Source organism: Arthrobacter sp. TWP1-1 (assembly GCF_049897845.1).
In the GTDB taxonomy this organism is placed as follows: Bacteria; Actinomycetota; Actinomycetes; order Actinomycetales; family Micrococcaceae; genus Specibacter.
The window spans coordinates 23,675-44,102 of sequence record NZ_JAFCXC010000001.1 but is presented as its reverse complement, the minus strand read 5'-3'; the positions used below and the strand labels follow the sequence as shown (position 1 = coordinate 44,102).

General features: G+C 62.4%; 20 protein-coding genes. 7 read left to right on the top strand and 13 right to left on the bottom strand.

Going from position 1 to position 20,428, the window contains the following annotated elements:
* The first annotated feature begins 8 nt into the window (after positions 1-8).
* Positions 9-845 carry an SDR family oxidoreductase gene (locus ACP7B9_RS00245; RefSeq protein ID WP_425859703.1) on the top strand — a complete coding sequence of 279 codons (837 nt, stop codon included), beginning with the start codon at positions 9-11 and terminating at the stop codon, positions 843-845.
* A 30-nt stretch (positions 846-875) separates the two neighbouring features.
* Entirely contained in the window at positions 876-1,523 is a 648-nt protein-coding gene (locus ACP7B9_RS00240; RefSeq protein ID WP_425859702.1) for a maleylpyruvate isomerase family mycothiol-dependent enzyme, read from the top strand.
* On the opposite strand, the gene ACP7B9_RS00235 is transcribed toward ACP7B9_RS00240, so the two are convergent.
* From ACP7B9_RS00235 to paaA, 6 genes are read right to left on the bottom strand one after another with little or no spacing between them, the layout of a single operon-like run.
* Positions 1,520-2,314: an enoyl-CoA hydratase/isomerase family protein gene (locus ACP7B9_RS00235; RefSeq protein ID WP_425859701.1), complete on the bottom strand. Its 795-nt coding sequence runs from the start codon at positions 2,312-2,314 to the stop codon at positions 1,520-1,522. The genes ACP7B9_RS00240 and ACP7B9_RS00235 overlap by 4 nt on opposite strands.
* A 9-nt stretch (positions 2,315-2,323) precedes the next feature.
* A complete protein-coding gene (paaE, locus tag ACP7B9_RS00230) occupies positions 2,324-3,514 on the bottom strand; it encodes a 1,2-phenylacetyl-CoA epoxidase subunit PaaE (protein WP_425859699.1) in 1,191 nt (396 codons plus the stop codon).
* A complete protein-coding gene (gene paaD, locus ACP7B9_RS00225) occupies positions 3,514-4,020 on the bottom strand; it encodes a 1,2-phenylacetyl-CoA epoxidase subunit PaaD (protein WP_425859697.1) in 507 nt (168 codons plus the stop codon). The genes paaE and paaD overlap by 1 nt, the downstream gene beginning before the upstream one ends.
* Before the next feature lie 20 nt (positions 4,021-4,040).
* On the bottom strand, positions 4,041-4,904 hold the full coding sequence (paaC, locus tag ACP7B9_RS00220; protein WP_425859695.1) for a 1,2-phenylacetyl-CoA epoxidase subunit PaaC: 864 nt from the start codon (positions 4,902-4,904) through the stop codon (positions 4,041-4,043).
* Positions 4,901-5,254: a 1,2-phenylacetyl-CoA epoxidase subunit PaaB gene (gene paaB, locus ACP7B9_RS00215; protein WP_425859694.1), complete on the bottom strand. Its 354-nt coding sequence runs from the start codon at positions 5,252-5,254 to the stop codon at positions 4,901-4,903. Before paaB ends, paaC begins: the two co-directional genes overlap by 4 nt.
* Positions 5,255-5,256: 2 nt before the next feature.
* Positions 5,257-6,237, bottom strand: a complete 981-nt coding sequence (gene paaA, locus ACP7B9_RS00210; protein WP_425860704.1) for a 1,2-phenylacetyl-CoA epoxidase subunit PaaA — start codon at positions 6,235-6,237, stop codon at positions 5,257-5,259.
* A gap of 128 nt (positions 6,238-6,365) precedes the next feature.
* Here paaA and ACP7B9_RS00205 point away from each other — a divergent pair, with 128 nt between their 5' ends.
* Entirely contained in the window at positions 6,366-6,971 is a 606-nt protein-coding gene (locus tag ACP7B9_RS00205) for a TetR/AcrR family transcriptional regulator (RefSeq protein WP_425859692.1), read from the top strand.
* A gap of 111 nt (positions 6,972-7,082) precedes the next feature.
* Positions 7,083-9,104, top strand: coding sequence for a DUF222 domain-containing protein (locus tag ACP7B9_RS00200; protein WP_425859691.1), 2,022 nt, complete (start codon positions 7,083-7,085; stop codon positions 9,102-9,104).
* Between the two features lie 9 nt (positions 9,105-9,113).
* Here the strand turns inward: ACP7B9_RS00200 and paaZ are convergent, their stop codons facing one another.
* The 3 genes from paaZ to ACP7B9_RS00185 are packed head-to-tail and all read right to left on the bottom strand — an operon-like array spanning position 9,114 to position 13,008.
* Positions 9,114-11,273, bottom strand: coding sequence for a phenylacetic acid degradation bifunctional protein PaaZ (gene paaZ / locus ACP7B9_RS00195; protein ID WP_425859690.1), 2,160 nt, complete (start codon positions 11,271-11,273; stop codon positions 9,114-9,116).
* A gap of 56 nt (positions 11,274-11,329) precedes the next feature.
* Complete coding sequence (locus tag ACP7B9_RS00190) at positions 11,330-12,211, bottom strand: 3-hydroxyacyl-CoA dehydrogenase family protein (RefSeq protein ID WP_425859688.1); 882 nt, start codon at positions 12,209-12,211, stop codon at positions 11,330-11,332.
* The gene (locus ACP7B9_RS00185) at positions 12,208-13,008 is read right to left on the bottom strand and encodes an enoyl-CoA hydratase/isomerase family protein (RefSeq protein WP_425859686.1); all 801 of its coding nucleotides are present in this window, start codon (positions 13,006-13,008) and stop codon (positions 12,208-12,210) included. The genes ACP7B9_RS00190 and ACP7B9_RS00185 overlap by 4 nt, the downstream gene beginning before the upstream one ends.
* A gap of 158 nt (positions 13,009-13,166) precedes the next feature.
* Between ACP7B9_RS00185 and ACP7B9_RS00180 the strand changes: the two genes are divergently transcribed.
* Positions 13,167-15,368, top strand: coding sequence for a S9 family peptidase (locus ACP7B9_RS00180; RefSeq protein ID WP_425859684.1), 2,202 nt, complete (start codon positions 13,167-13,169; stop codon positions 15,366-15,368).
* Between the two features lie 71 nt (positions 15,369-15,439).
* Here the strand turns inward: ACP7B9_RS00180 and ACP7B9_RS00175 are convergent, their stop codons facing one another.
* Positions 15,440-16,003 carry a GNAT family N-acetyltransferase gene (locus tag ACP7B9_RS00175; RefSeq protein ID WP_425859682.1) on the bottom strand — a complete coding sequence of 188 codons (564 nt, stop codon included), beginning with the start codon at positions 16,001-16,003 and terminating at the stop codon, positions 15,440-15,442.
* Positions 16,004-16,063: 60 nt separating this feature from the next.
* Here ACP7B9_RS00175 and ACP7B9_RS00170 point away from each other — a divergent pair, with 60 nt between their 5' ends.
* Complete coding sequence (locus ACP7B9_RS00170) at positions 16,064-16,810, top strand: hypothetical protein (protein ID WP_425859680.1); 747 nt, start codon at positions 16,064-16,066, stop codon at positions 16,808-16,810.
* Between the two features lie 131 nt (positions 16,811-16,941).
* Positions 16,942-17,796, top strand: coding sequence for a serine protein kinase RIO (locus ACP7B9_RS00165; RefSeq protein ID WP_425859678.1), 855 nt, complete (start codon positions 16,942-16,944; stop codon positions 17,794-17,796).
* Here the strand turns inward: ACP7B9_RS00165 and ACP7B9_RS00160 are convergent.
* From ACP7B9_RS00160 to ACP7B9_RS00150, 3 genes are read right to left on the bottom strand one after another with little or no spacing between them, the layout of a single operon-like run.
* A complete protein-coding gene (locus tag ACP7B9_RS00160; RefSeq protein WP_425859677.1) occupies positions 17,692-18,390 on the bottom strand; it encodes a GDSL-type esterase/lipase family protein in 699 nt (232 codons plus the stop codon). The two genes, ACP7B9_RS00165 and ACP7B9_RS00160, sit on opposite strands and share 105 nt — an antisense overlap.
* Entirely contained in the window at positions 18,387-18,683 is a 297-nt protein-coding gene (locus ACP7B9_RS00155) for a hypothetical protein (protein ID WP_425859675.1), read from the bottom strand. The genes ACP7B9_RS00160 and ACP7B9_RS00155 overlap by 4 nt, the downstream gene beginning before the upstream one ends.
* 17 nt (positions 18,684-18,700) lie before the next feature.
* A complete protein-coding gene (locus ACP7B9_RS00150) occupies positions 18,701-20,362 on the bottom strand; it encodes an ABC-F family ATP-binding cassette domain-containing protein (protein ID WP_425859673.1) in 1,662 nt (553 codons plus the stop codon).
* Positions 20,363-20,428: the final 66 nt, after the last annotated feature.

Below are 20,428 nucleotides of genomic sequence, written 5' to 3'. Positions count from 1 at the left end.
GAATCCCAATGACCACCACCACCATCGAGTCCCTTTCCAATGCCACCGTCTTGATTACCGGGGCAGCCATGGGAATGGGCAAAATGTACGCCAACCTCGCCGTGCAAGACCACGCCGCACATGTGGTGCTCTGGGATATCAACGCCGAACTGCTGGAGGCGGCCGTCGCCGAGCTTAGCGGCAGGGGTTCCACGATCCACAGCCATGTGGTGGATGTCAGCAAGCTCGAAGACATCGAGGCGGCCGCGGAGAAGGTGCGCAACGACATCGGCACCCCCGATATTCTCATCAACAATGCCGGTATTGTGCGCGGCAAGTACTTCTGGGAACACGATCAGCGCAGTGACATCGCAACCACCATGGCCATCAATGCACTGGCCCTGATGCACATCACCCGCGAATTCCTGCCGGCCATGATTGACGGCGGCCGGACGTCCCGGATCGTCAACGTGGCCTCGGCCGCCGGGCTGCTCGCCAATCCACGCATGAGTGTTTATTCGTCCTCGAAATGGGCAGCGATCGGGTGGAGTGATTCACTGCGGCTGGAGTTGAAGCAGGCCGGCCACCACCACATCAAGGTGACAACATTCTGCCCGTCCTACATCAAGACGGGCATGTTTGAAGGGGCCCGCGGCCCGCTCATGACCCCGCTCATGGAACCCTCCGCCGTAACCGAACGCGTGTGGCGGGCCATGAAGGAAGGCACGCCGATGCTCATGATGCCGTGGACGGTGAAACTGAGCACCGCCCTGCGTGGAATCCTGCCGATCGCGGCATGGGATGTGGTTGCCGGGCGCGTTTTCGGCGTCTACAAGTCCATGGAGCACTTCACAGGGAGGAAATAGCCCGGAACCAAAAGCTGCGAGGATGGGTCAATGAGGAAGCTGACGGGCCCAACGGTTTGGTCCATGGTCCACGATGAACGACGGGCCCTTGTTCGCGATTTGGAAAAGCTCGAGGGCGCGGAATGGGAGACTCCTTCCCTTTGCCCCGGCTGGGCTGTCCACGATGTCCTGGCACACCTCGTGGACACGGCAAAGACGAACCGGCGCAGTTTCGTGCGGCGCATGATCTCTGCACGGTTCGACTTCGACAAGGACAACGAAACCGGGCTGCGTTGCGAGAGGCGGGCCGATCCCGCCGGGACCTTGGCCGCCATGCGCGCGTCGATTGAGCTCACCTGCACGCCGCCGGCCACGATCGCCACCCGCCTCGTGGAGGCCTTTGTACATGGTGAAGACATTCGCCAACCGCTAGGGATCTCCGCAAGCTACCCGATCGATGGTGTTGTTGCAGCCTTGGACTATCAGCTCGGTACCAGCGTCTCCATGGGCGGCGGCAAACAACGCGGGCAGGGGGTTCGCCTCAAGGCAACCGACGCGGACTACGCCAAGGGTCGTGGCCCGGAGGTTCGCGGATCGGCCATCGATTTGTTGCTGGCCGTCTCGGGCCGTTCAGTCAAGACCGGGGCCCTCCGCGGAGCCGGCCTGCCGCTCCTCTCTGCCGACGGCGAATCCCTCTAACGGCCCATAAAGCCCGGCTTCCGCTTTGCCGTAAATGCTGCGAAACCCTCCGCGTAATCGGCTGTTGCGGACAGGGCCACCTGAGCTTCGTTTTCACGTCCGACGGCGTCCCACAGTCCCAGCCTTTCGCTGCGGATCTGCGCCACGAGGGTTTTGCTGGCCAGAAACGCCTGGGTTGGGCCGGCGGCGGCCTTGGCCGCCGCCGCGCGGGTAAATTCCAGCAGCCCTTCGGCGGGCATGACCCGGCTGAACAGCCCCGAGGCCACGGCTTCGGTTCCACTGATCAGATCCGAGGAGTAGATCAGGTCAAGGGTGCGGTGCGCGCCCAGCGTATTCGCGAACAGCCAGTGCCCACCGGAATCCAGTGTGGCGCCTAAGTTGCCAAACGGTGAACCAAATTTTGCGGTCTCCGCCACGTAGACCACGTCCGTAGCGATCAACAGCCCCAACCCCACACCGAGGCAGGCGCCTTGGGCGGCGGCAAAGGTCGGGGCCGGAAACGCAGCCATTTTGTGCAACAGCGGGGTCAGCAATCCCTCAAGATAGCCACGGGCATTGTCATTGGCGCCGTCAACCCCGGCAATATCGCGGCCTGCGCAAAACGCCCGTCCCTCACCCCTGATGAGCAGGGCCCGGACGGCGCCGGGCGAGCCGACCGAACGAGTCGCGGCAGCAGCGTCGTCGTACGCAGCACTCAGTTCCCCCAGCTCCGCTTCATTAAGTGAGTTCAGTTTCCAGGGGGCCTTCAAGACGATCTCGGCAACCCCGTCGTTGATGGTCAGCTCAATCATGGTGACTCCTTAGCCGTCGTAGTCAACTGTGACCTCCGGCGTTGTGGGGTGGGATTGGCAGGTCAGCACGTAGCCGGCGTCGAGTTCTTCCGGTTCCAGCGCGTAGTTTTCATCCATGGTCACGTTTCCGGCCACGAGCTTGGCCCGGCAGGTGCCGCACACGCCGCCGGCGCAGGCGAAGGGCACGTCGGGACGCACACGCAGAGCCGCGTTAAGAACGGACTCGCGGGCATGGACGGGGCTGAGGATCTCGGTGGTGAGGCCGTCCAGCGTGAACCTGATCTTGTATGTTTCCTCCGATGAATCGATCATGACCGGGCGGCCGCGCTGCCCCTCGGGGCTGTCGGGCCGGCCCGTGGTGAACAGCTCAAAGCGGATGTTGTCACGCTGCACGCCCCGGGCGGCAAGAACATCGCGGCACAGCTGGACCAGCTCAAATGGCCCGCAGAGGAACCATTCGTCGATGCCCTCGGCATGGATGGCGGTGCCCAGCAGGAACTCCAATTTTTCCGCGTCCAAGCGTCCGCTAAGAATCGGCGCGATGCGCTGTTCCCGGGTCAGCACATGATGGAGGGCAAAGCGCTGGGGGTACCTATCCTTGAGGTCTGCCAACTCCTCCAGGAACATGACGTCCATGGTGGCCTTGTTGGCGTAGACCAGATCGAGACGGGTCCCGGAGTTGGCGGCGAGAAGCGATCTGGCCAGCGCCATGACGGGGGTAATGCCGGAGCCGGCCGCAATGGCAACGTAGTTTCCGGCCTTGTTCGACAGGTCCCCTGGGTGGTTCATGCTGTTGAGCACATTGGACGCCGCGCCCTTGCGCGAGATGAATGCACCCATGGGGCTCATGACGTCCATGACCGCACCGGCGGCCAGTTCCGCATTGGCCCACGTGGAAAACTCGCCACCGATATCCCGCTTGATGGCGATTGTCAGCTCCGAGCTGCCATCCGCAAACTGCACGGGAACGGCGCAAATGGAATAGCTGCGGCGCAGTTCACGATCCCGGCCGCTAGCGTCCGGCATATGGACACGGAGGGCCACATACTGGCCGGGTAGGTAGTCATAATGCCCGGCCAGCTGGGCGGGCACGGCAAAGGTGACCTCGATGGCGTCCTCGGTGAGGCGCCGAACTTCCTTGACGGTCAGGGAATGGAACGAAACTCGGCGCCGGGCTGCGGCGGTATCCGGGATGCTCATCAAAGGACCTTGAAATAGTCGAAGGGTTCCTGGCAGTCGCCGCACACATACAGCGCCTTGCAGGACGTGGAGCCAAACCGCGTTAGTTCCCTTGTGTTCAACGAGTGGCACTGTGGGCACATGACCTGCAGTGCCAGCCGAACCGGACCTCCCGCCGTCGACCGTCCACTGGGCGGCGCAATCCCGAAGGCCGCCAGCTTGGCTCGCCCCTCCGCACTCATCCAATCAGTGGTCCACGCCGGGGAAAGTACTGTCACCACCTCAACGTCCGGCCAGCCCGCCGTGGCGAATGCGGCGCGCACGTCAGCACGGATGGCATCCATGGCCGGGCAGCCGGAATATGTTGGTGTGATCGTGACGCGGATGGGCCTCTTCTCATCCACGTTGTCAGATTCGTCCACTTCAACCGCGCGGAGTATGCCGAGCTCGGCGATGGTCACCACCGGCAGCTCGGGATCACACACTGCCGCGGCGATGGCCCATGCCGCGTGCTGCCTGGCGGTCATTTCGATTTCCTGCACGGTGCTCACCAGCTTGCCCCTGGGAATTCGCGCGCCAAAACCTGCATTTCGGCCAGCAGGTACCCCAAATGTTCCGAATGCCGCCCGTGCCGCCCGCCGCCGGTGGCCATGGGCCGGGCTGGCACATCGAGGCCCACCTGCGCCAAAACCGCGCCGGTCATCCGGTCAAAGTCTGCCTTCAACCCTGAAGGCACGACGCCGGAGTCCCCCACCTGCGCTGTCAGCGGATCGTCCTCAAAGAGCTCGCCGGCAAACGTCCACATCGTCTCCAAACCCGTAATCATGCGGCGGCGCGATTCATCCGTTCCACCGGCCAGGCGCAACAACCACTGTGTGCTGTGGTCAAGATGATAGTCCACTTCCTTTACTGCCTTCGCGGCGATGGCGGCCAGCATGGGGTCGGTGGAATCGCTCAGCGAGCGGTACAGCAGAAGTTGATAGTTCGCGGCAATGAACTGGCGGGCAATGGTTGCGGCGAAGTCGCCGTTGGGCTGTTCAAAGAGGTGCGCAGAACGAAACTCGGATTCTCGACGAAAGTACGCGAGCTCATCCTCCGTCTTCCCCGTTGCCGCTCCTGCGTATGTCAGGAAGGAGCGGGCATGGCCCAGCTGGTCTAGTGCGATGTTGCCCAGCGCCACGTCTTCCTCCAATTCCGGCCCACGGGAGATCCAATGGGACAGCCGTTGGGCCAGAATAAGTGCATCGTCCCCCAGCCGGAGCGCATATTCGGCCACTTCCGGGCTCGGTTTGGTAGCGCCCTCCGCGGTTGCCAGGGCAATATCCTCCGGCCGCAGCGCGTTTCCGGGCGTGATGCGCGTGGCAGTGGCGGAGCTGTCGCCTTGCGAGTAGGAAGTGGGGTTGCGAGTCACAGGTGCTTCACCCCCTCGCTCTTTGTGTAATACGTAGCATGCCGGTAATCCTTGCCTTGAGGGGATTCAAAGAAGGATCCTTTGGCATCTGGATCGGAGGCGGCGATGGCGTCCGACGGGACCACCCAGATGGAAACCCCCTCATTGCGTCGCGTGTACAGATCACGGGCGTTGCGCAGCGCCATGGCGGCATCGGGAGCATGGAGCGAGCCGGCATGCACGTGACTCAGGCCCCTGTTCGAGCGAACAAAAACCTCCCACAGGGGCCAGCCATGGGCACCCGAGGCGGGGACCGGCGTCGTACTTTCAGCGCTTGAAATTTCAGTGCTTGAACCTTCAGCGGGGCACATGGCTACGCCGCCTCCTGTCCGGCAGCTGACCCGGAAACTTGCCCGGCAGTCTGCTTCGCCGCGTAGGCGGCAGCCGCCTCGCGAACCCAGGCGCCGTCGTCGTGCGCGGCCCGGCGACGCTCCATACGCTGAGCATTGCAGGGGCCATGTCCGGACAGAACCGCCTTGAACTCCTCCCAATCCAGAGGTCCATGCTCCCACTTCCCGGTCTCGGGATTGAGGTGAATATCCGGATCCGGCAACGAAAGTTCCAGTACCTTGGCTTGCTCGGCCAGCATGCCCACAAACCGGGAACGGAGCTCGTCATTGCTGAAACGCTTGATGTTCCAGGCCATGGACTTATTGGTGTTGGGCGAATCGCCGTCGGGCGGACCAAACATCATCAACGATGGCGCATACCAGCGGTTCACGGCGTCCTGCGCCATGGCCTTCTGCCCGGAAGTGCCGTGGGATAGCTCCAGCAGAATCTCAAAACCCTGCCGCTGATGGAAGGACTCCTCCTTGCAGACACGCACCATGGCCCGGGCATAGGGCCCGTACGACGCCCTGCACAGCGGCACCTGATTGGTGATCGCGGCGCCGTCCACCATCCAGCCAATAGCGCCCATGTCCGCCCAGGTCACGGCCGGATAGTTGAAAATCGACGAATACCGGGCCTGGCCGGCAATCAGCTGCGCCATCATGGTGTCACGCTCAATACCCAGCGTTTCCGTGGCTGAATAGAGGTAAAGCCCGTGCCCGGCCTCGTCCTGAACCTTGGCCATGAGAATGGCCTTGCGCTTCAGGCTCGGTGCGCGGGTGATCCAATTGGCCTCCGGCTGCATGCCAATAATCTCCGAATGCGCGTGCTGTGACATCTGCCGGATCAGCGCGTGGCGGTAGTCCTCCGGCATCCAATCCTTCGGCTCAATCCGGGAGTCCTTGGCGATGATCCGGTCAAAATTGGCTTGCCCGGAGGCCTCATCTTCCTGCCCGACTGCCATGACGTCTCCTTCGACGAGTGCCCGCACTGATTCCTTCACGGCCCGAAATTAATTACCGACCGTTCGTTCAGGATATAGTGGGCTGAATACCCCGTCAATGAATCGGCGTTCTTGGAAAGCAGGCCACCATGCCCACCCCCACCGTTACTGCGGGCACCCGGCGCGGGCGACCCGGCCATGACCAGGCTTCGGTGCTGCGAACGGCCGTTGAGGTCTTCAACCAGCATGGCTACGAGGCGAGCTCCATGGGCACGCTTGCCGAGGCGTTGGGGATCTCCAAGTCCGCCATCTACCACCACGTCCCGTCCAAGGAGGACTTGCTGCGGCTCGCGCTGGAGGAGGCGCTGGGCGGCCTCGAAGGCGTTTTAACGCTCGACGGCGCCACCTCCGGAGCGCCCGATGCCCGCCTTGAGTTTGTGCTCAGAGAAACGATCGGCGTGCTCGTGGCGCGGCTGCCCTTTGTCACGCTGTTGCTGCGGCTGCGCGGAAATACGGAGATGGAACGGGACGCAATGGCCCGTCGCCGGGCGTTTGACCGCACCATCACCGGGCTCGTTTCACAGGCGCAGGCCGATGGCACCCTCCGTGGTGACATTGCCGCCGGAACCATCACCCGCCTGCTGTTTGGCACCATCAACTCGATCGTGGAATGGTACAAGCCCGGCGGGTCATTGTCGGCAAAGAAATTGGCTGACGACGTCCTGGCCATGTCCTTCCAGGGACTGCGCGGGTAAGCGGCTTTTCTGCGGGGAATCTGGTCTTTTTCGGCGTTTCATTCCTCCACAAGTAGATTAGTTCGAGAAATATTCACATTCTCAATTTTTAGTCATACATTGTCAGACCCCATGGGTAATGTTGGAGACATGGAAGCGACGGCAATGATGCCGGGGCAACCCGGTTTCCCTCAGGAAGGCAAGGCCGCTGGTGAACACATCCACCAGCTGCTGGCTCTTGCTGCGTCGCTTGTCCGAACTTCCGCGTCAGCAGGTGCTGCAGCAGGCACCGCGGCGCTTCAGTCCTTGGTCGCTACCCCGCTCGGACTCCAACTTGGCTCGCTCACGGATAATGAGGCCGCGGCGTGGGCACAAAACCTGGAACATTTGAACCGTCACCTTCAGGGCCTGATGGTCCATGCCGCCGGGGAACTGGCCCAGCGCGTTGCCGCCGGGCGGTATCACGAGGTCGGCGCCCGCACACCCGCCGAATACCTGAGCTCATCCTTGAAAGTCAGCCGGGCTGAGGCCAACCACAGGATCCGGTTGGCCGAACACTTCCTGCCACTCACCGCCCCGTTCACGCACGTTGTAGCGCCGCCACGCCAACCAGTCTTGGGGTCGGCGTTGTTTTCTGGGAGGATCTCCGCCGAACAGGCCCTCGTCGTGTCTGAATTCGTCGCCCAAGCAACGGTTCTGGCCAGTTCGGGGCGCATCGACGATCATGAGCCGCGCGCCCTTGAAGAGACCCTGACACAGCATGCCGAGGTGGAGCCTCCTTATTTCCTTCGGCATCTTGGTATTCGAGCCATGGCGCTGCTGGATCCGGACGGGCAAAAGCCGTCCGAGGCCCAGCGTCTGGCCAAGCAAGGGCTCTTCTTCCGCAAGGCCTACCGTGGCTGGGTGCGCATGGACGGCTATCTAACCGTTAACCAGTACGAGCACACGTTGGCGTACCTTGGCTGGGCCACCAACATCAAGCGGCGCGACGACGCCGACCAGCAGGAGGACTCCGAGCAAAACCTCCCGGAGCAGGCTGACCTTCTGCGGGAATTGCTCAATGGCGATGATTGTAGTGGCAGCCCAGCAGGGTCTTCGGATTCTCCCAGCCCGGCAAGATCTGCGGATTCTGCCAGCCCACCCGTGAAAAACTCTGGGCAACCGCTTTGGACGGCATCCACCGGTGACGATGGATCTACATGGCTCAAGTCGCCGCCACCAAGTCGGTACCCAGACTCGACCCAGGGATGGCGGCAGCCGCTAAAACCGGAGGACATCCCGCCACGGCCACCCAATGCTCCGCCGAACGCAATCCCACCCGTCTACGAAGGGGACACATGGTTTTGGATCCCGGACATCTCTGAATTGGGCAACGGCTGGGCTGCACCAAGTGATCCGGATCCGCCGTCTGATCCAGTCTGGTGGAGTAGCCCGGTTTCGCCCAATGACGAGGGCTCGGAGCCATGGCCCCACCTAGTCAACGGGGTTTGGGTCCCTGAGCCCGGATCGGGTGGAGAACTCGCGGGACTATGCCCTATTGATCCCGAAAATTCCGACCCGGCCATTCAGGACAGGCGCACCGACGCTCAAAAGCTCCTTGACGGCATGATCAAATGCCTCAAGTTGGCTGCCAGTACGGACAAGTTGCCCATGAATGGTGGGTTGAAGCCCCAGCTCTACCTTTCCATGACACAAGCGGACCTTGATGCGAAGGCCTCTGGCAGTTCGGGCGGCAAAGTCACGGTGCCCTACAGCGGTCAGGTCCCGCTGTCCTTGTTCGAGGAAGATCTGTGCGGCGCTGACGTCACCCAACTCTTGCTTGGGAGCAATGGGAGCATTCTTGATGTTGGCCGCACCCAAAGACTCTTCACCTTTGGCCAACGCAAAATCCTAGTGGCAAGGGACATGGGCTGCGCGTTCCCTGGCTGTATGTCACCGCCAGCATGGACGGAGGCCCACCACATCATCCCGTGGCAGGACGGCGGAGCCACCAGCGTGGATAACGGCGTCTTGTGTTGCAGCCTGCATCACCATTACCTCCACGAAAGAGGGTGGACGGTCCGCCTTGATGGCAATATCGCCTGGTTCACGCCACCCTATTGCGAGGACATCCACCGCAGGGAACGCCGGAACACCTTTCATCTCGGCATGTGACGCCACCGCTTATTTGTACAGCGTATCCACCTTCTCAACGAGGGTCAGGACGCGGTAGGTAGCCACGATCGCACCGTTCTGGTTATGCAGGATTGCGTCCCAACAGACCTCGCCGTAGTCGTCGGTCACACGAGGGGTGATCGTCATGGCGGTCAGGGTGACTCGGAGCGAATCTCCCGCGGCCACGGGTGTGATGAAACGCAGGGATTCCAAACCATAGTTGGCGAGCACCGGCCCGGGAGCCGGCTCTACGAACAGCCCGGCAGCCCAAGAAACCAGAAGGTATCCGTGAGCCACAATGCCAGGGAAGAACGGGTTTTTCTCGGCCGCTGCTGCATCGGTGTGGGCATAAAAGGAGTCGCCCGTCGTCAGGGCAAAAGCAGCAATGTCTTCCAGCGTGATCTGCCGCAGCCCGGAGGCAAAGGCATCGCCGATGCGCAGCTCAGCCAAAGATTTCCGGAACGGATGCATGGCGCCCGCCACTGCCCCAAATTTTGCATCCCCTGCAATCACGCGGTCCGCTCCCGTGTGCCACACACCCGTAATGGCCGTGAGCATGTTGGGTGAGCCCTGGATGGCCGTCCGCTGCATATGGTGCTTGACCGAGCGGATGCCACCCAATTCCTCGCCACCACCGGCACGCCCCGGCCCACCGTGCACCAGATGCGGCACGGGTGATCCATGGCCTGTTGACGTACGGGCATCCTCCCGATTCAGGATCAGCACGCGGCCGTGGTGGGCGGCAATTTTAGTCACCACATCCCGCGCAAAGTCGGGATCGTTGGTGCACACCGTAGCCACAAGCGACCCACCCCCCATCGCGGCAAGCTTGACAGCCTCGGCGACAGCGAATGCACGGTCGAGGCCCCCATCCGTCCGGCTGCCCTGCGTGTCATAACCCAGCACGCTGGTCACGGGGCCAAATGCCTCGAGGGCGTGCACGGCAGGTGCCTGCGCATTAGCCCAGCTCAGCACCACCGGGGACATGAACGCACCGTCGGCAGCGACCGCCACGGACCCATTGGCCCGCATGACCTGCGGTGCGTCCAAGGTTCCCCACGCCAGCTCGCCGCCGGCAGCCAACATGGTCTCGACGGCGGAACGGACGTCAGCAAGCTGCTCCAAGGAGGCGAGGGCTCCCATCGTGACACCTTCGGCGCGGGGATCACCCACCACCACGCGCTCGGTGATCCGCGCACCAATGGCGTCGATGACGGCCTGGCGCAGCTGGTTTGGGACTATTGCGCGCCGAATGGACGTGCACTTTTGGCCCGCCTTGACGGTCATTTCGGTGACCACCGATTTCACGAATGCCTCGAATTCGAGCGTCCCGGAAACGGCGTCGGGACCAAGAATAGCTGCGTTAAGCGAATCGGTCTCCGCGGTGAAACGGACTCCGCCGTAAGCAATCTGGGGGTGGTTTCGAAGGAGGTTGGAAGTGCTGGCCGAGCCAGTAAAGGAGACCATGTCCCGGTAGTCCAGGTGATCCACCAACTCCCGTGCAGAACCCGAGACCAACTGCAATGAACCGGCGGGAAGTATCCCGGAGTCCACCATCGCGCGCACGGCTGCGGCGGCCAGATAACCACTGGGAGTGGCGGGTTTGACGATGGTTGGCACGCCCGCAATGAAGGCCGGAGCGAATTTCTCCAGCATGCCCCACACAGGAAAGTTGAAGGCGTTGATCTGCACGGCCACCCCCGGGATTCGCGTGTAGATGTGCTCACCGAGGAACGATCCGTCCTTGCTCAGCACCTCAACGGGGCCGTCCACAATGACGTTGGCGTTGGGCAGCTCGCGGCGCCCCTTGGAGGAAAACGTAAACAGCACGCCAATGCCGCCGTCGATGTCCACCATGGAATCGATTCTGGTGGCACCAGTCCGGGCCGAGACTGTATAAAGTTCCTGGCGGCGGTCGTTGAGATATGCCGCCAACTCGCGCAGTTTCAGGGCCCGCTCGTGAATCGTGAGCATGCCAAGCCCTGCCTGCCCCACAGTTCGCGCATGCTCGACTGCGGCCGCAAGATCCAGCCCCTCGGCCGAAACCTGAGCCAGAACCTCGCCGGTACTGGCATCGCGCGCCTCGGTGCCCAAAACGCCGTCGGCCGGGGTCCACCAAGCATCCTGAATGTAGCTCGGTACCATCTCAATTGACGCTGCAGTGGCCATCGCCGGCACGTCCTTTCAGTATTGGTCTTCGTGGGCAGGTGCGCCCAGTAAAGGCACTAGTTCCAGTCAAAGAATCCGCGGCCGGACTTGCGGCCCAGCTCTCCGCGGGCAACCTTGTCCCGCAAAATCTGAGGCGGCGCAAACCGCTCCCCCAGCGTCCGCGCCAGGTAGTCGGCGATCTCCAGACGCACGTCCAACCCCACCAGATCGGTGGTCCGCAGCGGACCCGTGTGGTGCCGGTAGCCGAGCACCATGGCGGCGTCGATGTCCTCGGCACTGGCCACGCCGGCCTCCAGCATGCGCATGGCTTCCAGTGCCAACATGACGCCCAACCGGGATGAGGCAAAGCCAGGAGAATCGTTGACCACCACGGCGGTCTTCCCCAACGCTGCCACCCAATCCCGCGCCGTCGTTACCAGGGAGGGCGCTGTCTTCTCTCCCGCCACCACCTCAACAAGCGCGGATGCCGGGACGGGATTGAAGAAGTGCAGGCCCAGAAAGCTCTCCGGGCGCACCAACGCGGCGGCCAGTGCCGATACGGACAGCGACGAGGTGTTGGAGGCCAGAAACGCGTCCGGCCCCACATGATCTTCGACGTCGCGGAGGGCGGCCATCTTCAGTTCCTGAATCTCCGGAACAGCCTCCACCACAAGCTCGCATTGGACGAATTCGGCATAGCTGGTGGACACGGCGAGGCGTTCCAGAATGGCCGACGGACTCCGATTGGCGTCGCCCCTGGCAAGCTGGCGCTCAACAGATTTGGCCACTGACTCTGCAATTCGCTCTCGGGCGGCATCGGCTGCACCGGAATTGCGTTCCACGACCAAAACCGTGCATTCTGCCATCAAAAATGCGTGGGCAATCCCGGCACCCATGCGTCCGCCACCCAGCACACCCACATGTCGGGGCAGCCCTGCGGTACGTTCCGAAGGTGTCATTTCTTCCTCCGATCCAGAAAAGCCTGCATGCGTTCAAACTTGGCGGGCGATTCGAACAGCTCGGCCTGAGCCTGGTTGTCGACGGCGGGATGGGCCTCACGAGGCTCATGAAAGACACGCTTGGTGGCCTGCACGGCGAGCGGATCCTGCGCACAGATCCTGTCCGCGAGCGCGTGGGCGGACACCATCAGATCGGTCGATTCCACCAACTCCGTAATGAGGCCAACGTGAAGGCAGCCTTCTCCTGTGAGGATTTGGCCGGCCAGCAGCATCTGCTTGGCGACGGGCTCCCCCACCAGTTCTTTGAGGCGCCATGATGCCCCGGCCGCAGCCATGATTCCGAGGGTAGTTTCCGGCTGGCCCATGCGCAGCTCCCTGGTGCCGATGCGAAAATCGGCCGCATAGGCCAGCTCCGCTCCGCCTCCCAGCGCATGCCCGTCCAATGCGGCAATGACGGGCATGGGCAAGCCGGCTATGCGGGCAAAGAGTCCTGAATTGATGCCGACCAAGGCATCCTCGCGACGGCGGTCAATGAGTTCGGCAATGTCCGCACCCGATGCAAAGAACCCGATCTTCCCGGATGCTTCATCCCCCGGAACCCCGGACAGAATCAAGACTTTCGGCGTAGCTTCGAGCGCTTCGCAGACGGCATGCAACTCGGCAACCATCTGCGCATCAATCGCGTTCCGCACATCCGGGCGGTTCAGCTGCACGGCAACCCGGTCCGCCCCCTCGGTAACCAGCAGCGTGGCGAAAGCAGCGGCTCCCAATAACGCCTGCGGTGACTCTGCGGACATGTCCACACCCTTTGCATGGGAGACGGTCGGCAAATTACCGACCGTTCGTTCTATAAATATTCCATGCAGTAGCCGGACGGTCAACCATCTGGGAACGGTCGCTCCGCTGTGGGCATAGACCCGAGCCACGGCAGGCGGTGATCTATACAGTGGGTTCCATGACGATTTCCGATGCCGCAGCAACACCGTCCACCACCGAACAGTCCGCGCTCATTCCCCCCACCGCCAAGAAGGTCCCCGTGGAGCGGACCCATCACGGGGACACTTTCGTGGACAACTACGAGTGGCTGCGCGAGAAGGAAAGCCCCGAGGTCGTGGCGCACCTGAACGCCGAGCAGGCCTACACCGATGCCGTGACGGCCGGCCAGGAGCAGCTGCGCCAAGACATTTTCAACGAGATAAAGAACCGCACGCAGGAAACGGACTTGTCCGTCCCCAGCCGCAAGGACGACTGGTGGTACTACGGCCGCATGGTGGAAGGTCAGGCCTACGGTATCCAGTGCCGCGTAGCCGCCAGCAGCGAGGGCACCTTGGCCGATTGGACTCCCCCGGTGGTGGAGCCCGGCGTGGATGTTCCGGGAGAGCAAATCCTGCTTGACGGCAACGTTGAGGCCGAAGGCAAGCCCTTCTTCTCCCTCGGTGGCGCCTCAGTCACCCGCGACGGCAACTTGTACGCCTACGCCGTGGACAACGCAGGGGATGAGCTCTTCACGGTCCGCATCAAGGACCTGCGCACGGGCGAACTACTTGAAGACACCATCAAAAACGTGTTTTACGGGATCACTTTCTCCCCCGATGGCACAACACTCTTTTACATGGTGGCCGACGATTCATGGCGCCCGTACCAGGTGAAAACCCATGTTCTGGGTACGCCCGTGGAAACGGATGAAGTGATTTATCAGGAGGACGACGTCGCCATGTGGACGGGCTTCGACCTCTCGGCAGATCGTCGCCACCTCATGATCAGCATCGGCTGCTCCGAGTTCAGCGAGACCCGCCTCCTGAACTTTGCCACCCCCGAAAAGGGTCTGCAGACGCTGATCCCGCGCAGCGCCGAGATCTTGTACGACGCCGAACCGTTCCTTGTGGATGGCGTCGAGAAGATCCTGTTGACTCATGACCGGGATGCCGTCAACTCCATGATTTCCCTAGTTGATGCGGCGGAATTCGCTAAGCCTGTGGAGGAGCAGCATTGGGACACCGTGGTGGCGCATGATCCCTCGGTGCGCATCAATGGTGCCAGCGTCACGTCCACCCACATGGTGGTTTCGTTGCGCAAGGACACGATCGAGCGCATTCAGGTGACCACGCTGGAAGGTTTGGGCACTGCCGACCAGGCTGCCGCCGTCGAACCGGTCTTTGATGAAGAGTTGTACACGGCATCGATGGGCGGGAGCGAGTTTGAATCCCCCGTGATCCGGCTGGTTTACACCTCCGATTTCACGCCCCCGCGCGTGTACGACTATGTGTTGCCGGTCGGGGAGGCCGGCGGCGAGCTGCTCCTGCGCAAGGAGACCCCGGTGCTGGGCGGGTACCGCTCCGAGGATTACATCGCCACCCGGGAATGGGCCACTGCCAGTGACGGCACCCTGGTTCCGCTGTCCGTATTACGCCGGGCAGACCTCGCCCAGGATGGCAAGAATGCTGGCGTTGTGTACGGCTACGGTTCGTATGAGGTCAGCATGGACCCCGGATTTGGTGTGCCGCGACTGTCTCTGCTGGACCGCGGCGTAGTGTTTGTCATCGCGCATGTGCGTGGCGGCGGCGAGATGGGCCGTCCTTGGTACGAGGACGGCAAGAAACTGACTAAGAAGAACACGTTCACCGACTTTGTTGCTGCCACCGATTGGTTGGCGCAATCAGGTTGGGTTGATCCTTCACGGATCGCCGCGATGGGTGGATCCGCAGGCGGACTCTTGATGGGCGCAGTGGCGAACCTGGCCCCGGAAAAGTATGCGGCAGTAGTGGCACAGGTGCCGTTCGTTGACGCCCTGACCACCATTCTTGATCCGGAGCTGCCGCTGTCGGCGCTGGAGTGGGAGGAATGGGGCAATCCCATCACGGATCCCGAGGTGTACAAGTACATGAAGGACTACACCCCCTACGAGAACGTCCGCGAGGTTGCGTACCCGAAGATCGCGGCCGTCACGAGCTTCAACGACACCCGTGTGCTGTACGTGGAGCCGGCCAAGTGGGTGCAGGAACTGCGTGCGGTGTCCACGGGTTCGGAGCCGATCGTCTTGAAGATCGAGATGGATGGTGGCCATGGTGGAGCGTCCGGCCGGTATGAAGGCTGGAAGACCCGCGCCTGGGACTACGCTTTCTTGGCCGACGCGATCGGCGCAACCGAGCTGCGCTAACGGCACCCACCGAACGTACAGTTGATGCTCATGTTCCGCGTCGGGATCGGCATCTACTGTACGTTCGGCGGTTATTCACGCACGACGGCGTAGACGGCCTCGGACGTCCACTCACCTTTGAGGTACATGTTGTTGCGCAGGACGCCTTCGCGCTGCATTCCGAGCCGTTCGCAAATCGCGGCGGATGCATGGTTGCGGGCGTCCAAACGCGCCTCAACCCGGTAGAAATCCAGGTGTTCCAGGGCTAGCTCAAGAACAGCTTGAGCGGCCTCGGTGGCATATCCGAAGCCCTGCGCCGCGGGTGCCAGCGTCCAGCCAATCTCCCCCACCCGTTCAGGTGCACCGCCGTCCTCGAGTTTGCCGCCGTCGTTCCATTTCAAGGCCAGCTCACCCACAAGTTCCGGTTCCCCTTTTAGGGAAATCGCGAAGGTAGCCCAATCGCCTGGACCCGCGAATGGGTCCTGGACATACTTCGCAATCCGGGCCATGCACTGGGCATATGACCGCGCCTCGCCAGACAAGTACTGCGCGGTTTCCGGCAGGGAATGATAGGCGTGGTAGGCATCGAGATCGTCGGTGCTGAAACGGCGCAGGATCAACCGTTGAGTGGTCAGCGGGTAGGGAATTTCAACCATGCTAGGACACTACCGCAGTCTGCGGCGCTCCTGCCCTTGGCTTCCGCCTAGAGTTGGGGCATGGATTCAATGTTCGATGATTCAATGTTCGATCTTTTGTTCGGCCGGATCAACGGAGGGCTCGACGCCGGGATCCTGGCACTCTCCCTCCTTGGCTCACTCGCCATGTGCGCAGCCTTGTTCCTTCTGGGGCGGCGCAACGAAACGGCTTGGTTGCTCGTGGCTGGGGCCTACCTGCTGTGGGGCGTGTCCGCACTTTTGGGGCTTTCGCCGCGGATGCTCGATTCCGTACTGAGCATGCTGTTGTTTCTGCTTGGGGTGGCGATCCCGCTGATTCTGGGCATCGGCGTCGGTGTTTATGGGCTACTTTGCTTCCGGCGGTACCCACTGCCGGCCCCCATGACGCGCGCCATTACCCTCCGCACGTTTAAGGGCACTGAGCTGTTGCTGCCTCTTGCGGTGGCCCTGGCGTTCGGCCTGGCATCCTTGATCCCGGTCCTTTCGGTCTTTGCCCAATATGGCCTCTGGGATCAAGTTCCGCTGGCAACCCTGGCCACGGTCATCATCACCGGCACGCTGGGTGGGCTGCTACCTGGCGGACTCGTTGGGCTTGCCCAGCGCGGGCGCTGGGCCTGGTTCCTGTTGGTGATCCCGCCGCTGTTGGACATCTACTCTTCAGTCATCTCGGCTGCAGGCTCGGTAAAAATCTTCCTCTCGATTGCGACCATCGCACTGGCCGTACTCGGCTGGTCCCGTTGGGGTTCCCTGCCGGCAGAAACCCGGCAGCCGAGCACAAATAATCGTTGACACGGCCCGTTTCGCCGTGATCAGATGAAAAGGCATTGTTCGAAGCGACCCTAAGGAGGACCCAATGATTGTTTTCGCAGCTCTTCGCGCCCAAAACATTCGCATCACCCTCCACAGGAGTCGATTCACCCATGAAGTATTCTGCTGACCGACAGCACTACGAAACATCTTCCCGCAATTCGCCAGACTGGAATGTCCTTGACGATTCCCTGGCCGATAACCAGCGCTGGTCCACGTGGCCCGACTTGGAAAAGCTCATGCGCGGGCCAACCCCCTACCCGGAGTTCGTCATTGAGGACGCCGGCGCCATCGACACGGATCTCGGCGTACTGAAGACCGGCAAGGAGGCTGATGTCTTCCTCGTCGAACGCGCCACCGATTCCCGCAGCGCCGTGTTGGCCGCCAAGCGGTACCGCTCCGCCGAACAACGGCTTTTCCACCGCTCAAGTGCCTACACGGAGGGGCGCACCGTTCGGCGATCGCGTGATGCCCGGGCCCTCAAGAACGGCAGTAACTACGGCCGCGAGGTGGAGACCTCCCGCTGGGCCAACGCCGAATGGACGTACCTCCGCATGGCGCATGAGAACGGCATACCCGTGCCTTACCCCGTCCAGATTTGCGGCACCGAGATCATGATGGAGTTCATCGAAGATCCCTTGAACCCTGGCGCGGCCGCACCACGGTTGCAGGCCACTCATCCGAATCCCGAGGTGCTGCAAAGTTATTGGGAGCAGCTTGTTGACGCGATGGCAGCTTTTGCCCGCATGGGGTTCGCGCACGGCGATCTGTCCCCCTATAACGTGCTGGCGGCGGGCGATCGATTGGTGATCATCGATCTGCCGCAGCTGGTGGACCTCGCAGGCAATCTGCAGGGTGCGGAACTACTGGCCCGAGACTGCAAGAATATGTGCGCCTGGTTCACGTCGCGTGGTCTGGAGGTCGACGACGGGGACCTCCTGGGTGAGCTCCTTGCCGCCGCGTGGTGAGAGGCCCATCCACCGATCCCAGGTAGGGGCCACCAACTCGTAGAGCGCTTGGTAGCCCTCGGAGCGCGGGTGTGCGCCGTCGCCCTCGAGAACTTGTTTGCGCCACACGGGGTGGAGTTCCAATACGTGAAAGACCTCAACGTAGGGAACTCCCCTCTCGCGGCACAGTTCGCGGAAACGGGCCGAGAGCTCACGGATCCGCTCATTTTGGGCGTCCTCGGATACTGCCGGCGGGCCCACCACCAGAAGGGGATCGCCGGCCATGGCGTCCAGCATGCGTTCCAGGTTTGCACACGATTCCACCAACGGAACCCGCGGTTCGCCATCGACGTAAGTGGTGTCGTTGACTCCCATTGAAATGACGACGCGGGTGGGCCTGGCAGGAGATCGTCGCAGACCGATTTCATCATCAAATCTGCCCGCGATCTGAGCCGACGTATTGCCTCGGATGCCCAGATTGTAGGCGGTGACAGGGTTCCCGGCGGCGGCTTGCCGGGCTATCAGCCGCCCGGTCCAGCCCAAGGCGGTTTCATCCCCGATGCCGGCAACAAAGGAGTCACCAATAAAACAAAGCTGCTGTGTACCCGTGCTCATACTGCGGTCCGGAGCCTTCCGGGCAGGAACGGAAGCCACGGCGCCGAGTAGACCAACGGCACGGATGCTCCCGGCTCAACCGTAAAGTTCACTTCTCCGAACTTCCACATCCGGTTGAACAGGAAGATGCTGACAATGGCCGCATCTGCTCCGGGAACCTTCCAGTTGCGGGTGCCCCACTGGGCCGGCTGGGCCACCCCGTCCACCACGACGGTGGGCTTGGGAAACCAGCCCAGCCAGGGTTTGTGCAGGGTCAATTCAAAACGGCGGGTGGTGTTTGTTGGCTCGATCACAGGCTCCACCTTAGCCGTTACTGGCTACGCACTCTGCTCCTGCGAAGTTCCCATTCCCGCTCCGGGGCCAGGGCCTCAAGGAATGCGTCATCGTGGCTGGAAACGATGAGCGCACCCTTGTAATCGGTGAGGGCTGAGACCAGCTGTTCCGTGGAAGCCAGGTCCAGATTGTTGGTGGGCTCATCCAAAAGCAGCAACTGGGGCGCCGGTCTGGCCAACAGAATCCGGGCCAGCGCAACTCGGAAGCGTTCACCACCCGAGAGCTCCCCCACGGCCTGGTTGACCAGGTCCCCGCGGAAGTGGAAGCGTGCCAGTTGCTCACGAACCGTTGACAGCGGAGCATCGCGCGCCACTGCCCGCACGTTCTCGATCACGGGAAGTGAGTCGTCAAGGCCCTCCCACGAATCCGAACCCGCATCAATCCGCTGCCTCAAATACCCCACCGGGACCGCAGCAGCGGACGCCATGGCATTGAGCAGCGTCGTTTTGCCCACGCCGTTGGGACCGGTCAGCATGACCCGCTCGGGTCCGCGCAGCGTGAGGCGGGAGTCGTCCGCAACCCGGGTTCCGGCGTCGTACATCTCCCCCAGCTCCACTACGGTTGCTGGCACGTCGAGCACAGTCCTACCCGTGGGAACCGCGGTGTCCGGCAGGTCGATGCGGATGCGGGTCTCCGCGGGGATCGCATCGCGGGCATCTGTCAGTGCCGCCGCGGCCTCCGATTCACGGTCCCCCATGGTTCCACGCATTTTCCCGGCCGATTCCTGGGCCCGCTTGCGCAGCTCATTGGCCAGAATCTTAGGCATGGATTCGGCAGCCTTTCGGCCCTGCTTCGCGCGGCGGGCAATCTTCGTCTCGGCCTCGATGCGCTGGCGTTTTTCTGCGACCAATCGAGCACCGGCGTCACGCACCAAACGTTGAGCAGTTGCGCGTTCGGCATCGAGCTCCGCGGCATAGCTGTCCCAATTGCCGCCATGCCGAATCAGCTGCACGCGCTCCCCCACCCACGCCCGGTTACGAACCGGACGCAGCTCGGTGATCGAGTCAACCCGCTCCAGCAGGGCATGATCATGCGTGGCGACCACCAAGGTGCCGCGCCACCGCTCGACCGCTTGGTAGAGCCGCTCCCGGGCAGCCCTACCGAGGTTGTTGGTGGGCTCATCGAGCAGCGTGATGGGCCGTGCGGCAAGTTCCAGCCCGGCCAGCGCGGTGATCATGGCCTCGCCACCGGATAGCGTACCGAGCGTTCGGTCAAGAAATTCCGGCCCCTCGGCAGGCAGTCCGTACCCGGCCAAAAGCGCCACGGCGCGTTCCTCGAGATCCCAGTCATTGCCAATGAGGTCCAGGTTTTCGCTCATATTTTTCTCGCGGCCTGCCAAAACGTCGGCGAGCGCCCTGCGTTTGGCGGCGACACCTAGCAGTTCGGTGACGCTCTGTTCCGTGCGCAGGGTCAGCTTTTGGGGCAGATAGGCAACGTTCGACGCCGTCACCAAGGTGCCGCTGTTTGGCGCCAGTTCACCGGCAATCAGACGCAGCAACGCCGTCTTTCCTGTGCCATTGGGGCCAACTAGTCCGGTGCGGCCGGCGGCGAAGACCGTCGTTAGATCGGTGAAGACTGGGGTGCCGTCGGGCCAGGAAAAGGCCAACTGGGACAGCGAGATGGGATGGGTGTTCTGCATGGTTCTCCTCGGCTTTTGAAGGCGCCGAGAATTGCTGCGGCGCTAATTAGGCGAAAGCGAACCAAA

Bases quoted from the DNA above. Each gene is read 5' to 3' on its own strand.
- ACP7B9_RS00180 (WP_425859684.1), top strand. From the start codon at position 13,167: ATGACGATTTCCGATGCCGCAGCAACACCGTCCACCACCGAACAGTCC.
- paaD (WP_425859697.1), bottom strand. From the start codon at position 4,020: ATGACCGCCAGGCAGCACGCGGCATGGGCCATCGCCGCGGCAGTGTGT.
- ACP7B9_RS00160 (WP_425859677.1), bottom strand. From the start codon at position 18,390: ATGAGCACGGGTACACAGCAGCTTTGTTTTATTGGTGACTCCTTTGTT.
- paaA (WP_425860704.1), bottom strand. From the start codon at position 6,237: ATGGCAGTCGGGCAGGAAGATGAGGCCTCCGGGCAAGCCAATTTTGAC.
- ACP7B9_RS00235 (WP_425859701.1), bottom strand. From the start codon at position 2,314: ATGATTGAGCTGACCATCAACGACGGGGTTGCCGAGATCGTCTTGAAG.
- paaE (WP_425859699.1), bottom strand. From the start codon at position 3,514: ATGAGCATCCCGGATACCGCCGCAGCCCGGCGCCGAGTTTCGTTCCAT.
- ACP7B9_RS00175 (WP_425859682.1), bottom strand. From the start codon at position 16,003: ATGGTTGAAATTCCCTACCCGCTGACCACTCAACGGTTGATCCTGCGC.
- ACP7B9_RS00170 (WP_425859680.1), top strand. From the start codon at position 16,064: ATGGATTCAATGTTCGATGATTCAATGTTCGATCTTTTGTTCGGCCGG.
- ACP7B9_RS00190 (WP_425859688.1), bottom strand. From the start codon at position 12,211: ATGACACCTTCGGAACGTACCGCAGGGCTGCCCCGACATGTGGGTGTG.
- ACP7B9_RS00200 (WP_425859691.1), top strand. From the start codon at position 7,083: ATGGGTAATGTTGGAGACATGGAAGCGACGGCAATGATGCCGGGGCAA.
- ACP7B9_RS00185 (WP_425859686.1), bottom strand. From the start codon at position 13,008: ATGTCCGCAGAGTCACCGCAGGCGTTATTGGGAGCCGCTGCTTTCGCC.
- ACP7B9_RS00150 (WP_425859673.1), bottom strand. From the start codon at position 20,362: ATGCAGAACACCCATCCCATCTCGCTGTCCCAGTTGGCCTTTTCCTGG.
- ACP7B9_RS00245 (WP_425859703.1), top strand. From the start codon at position 9: ATGACCACCACCACCATCGAGTCCCTTTCCAATGCCACCGTCTTGATT.
- paaZ (WP_425859690.1), bottom strand. From the start codon at position 11,273: ATGGCCACTGCAGCGTCAATTGAGATGGTACCGAGCTACATTCAGGAT.
- ACP7B9_RS00165 (WP_425859678.1), top strand. From the start codon at position 16,942: ATGAAGTATTCTGCTGACCGACAGCACTACGAAACATCTTCCCGCAAT.
- ACP7B9_RS00205 (WP_425859692.1), top strand. From the start codon at position 6,366: ATGCCCACCCCCACCGTTACTGCGGGCACCCGGCGCGGGCGACCCGGC.
- ACP7B9_RS00240 (WP_425859702.1), top strand. From the start codon at position 876: ATGAGGAAGCTGACGGGCCCAACGGTTTGGTCCATGGTCCACGATGAA.
- paaB (WP_425859694.1), bottom strand. From the start codon at position 5,254: ATGTGCCCCGCTGAAGGTTCAAGCACTGAAATTTCAAGCGCTGAAAGT.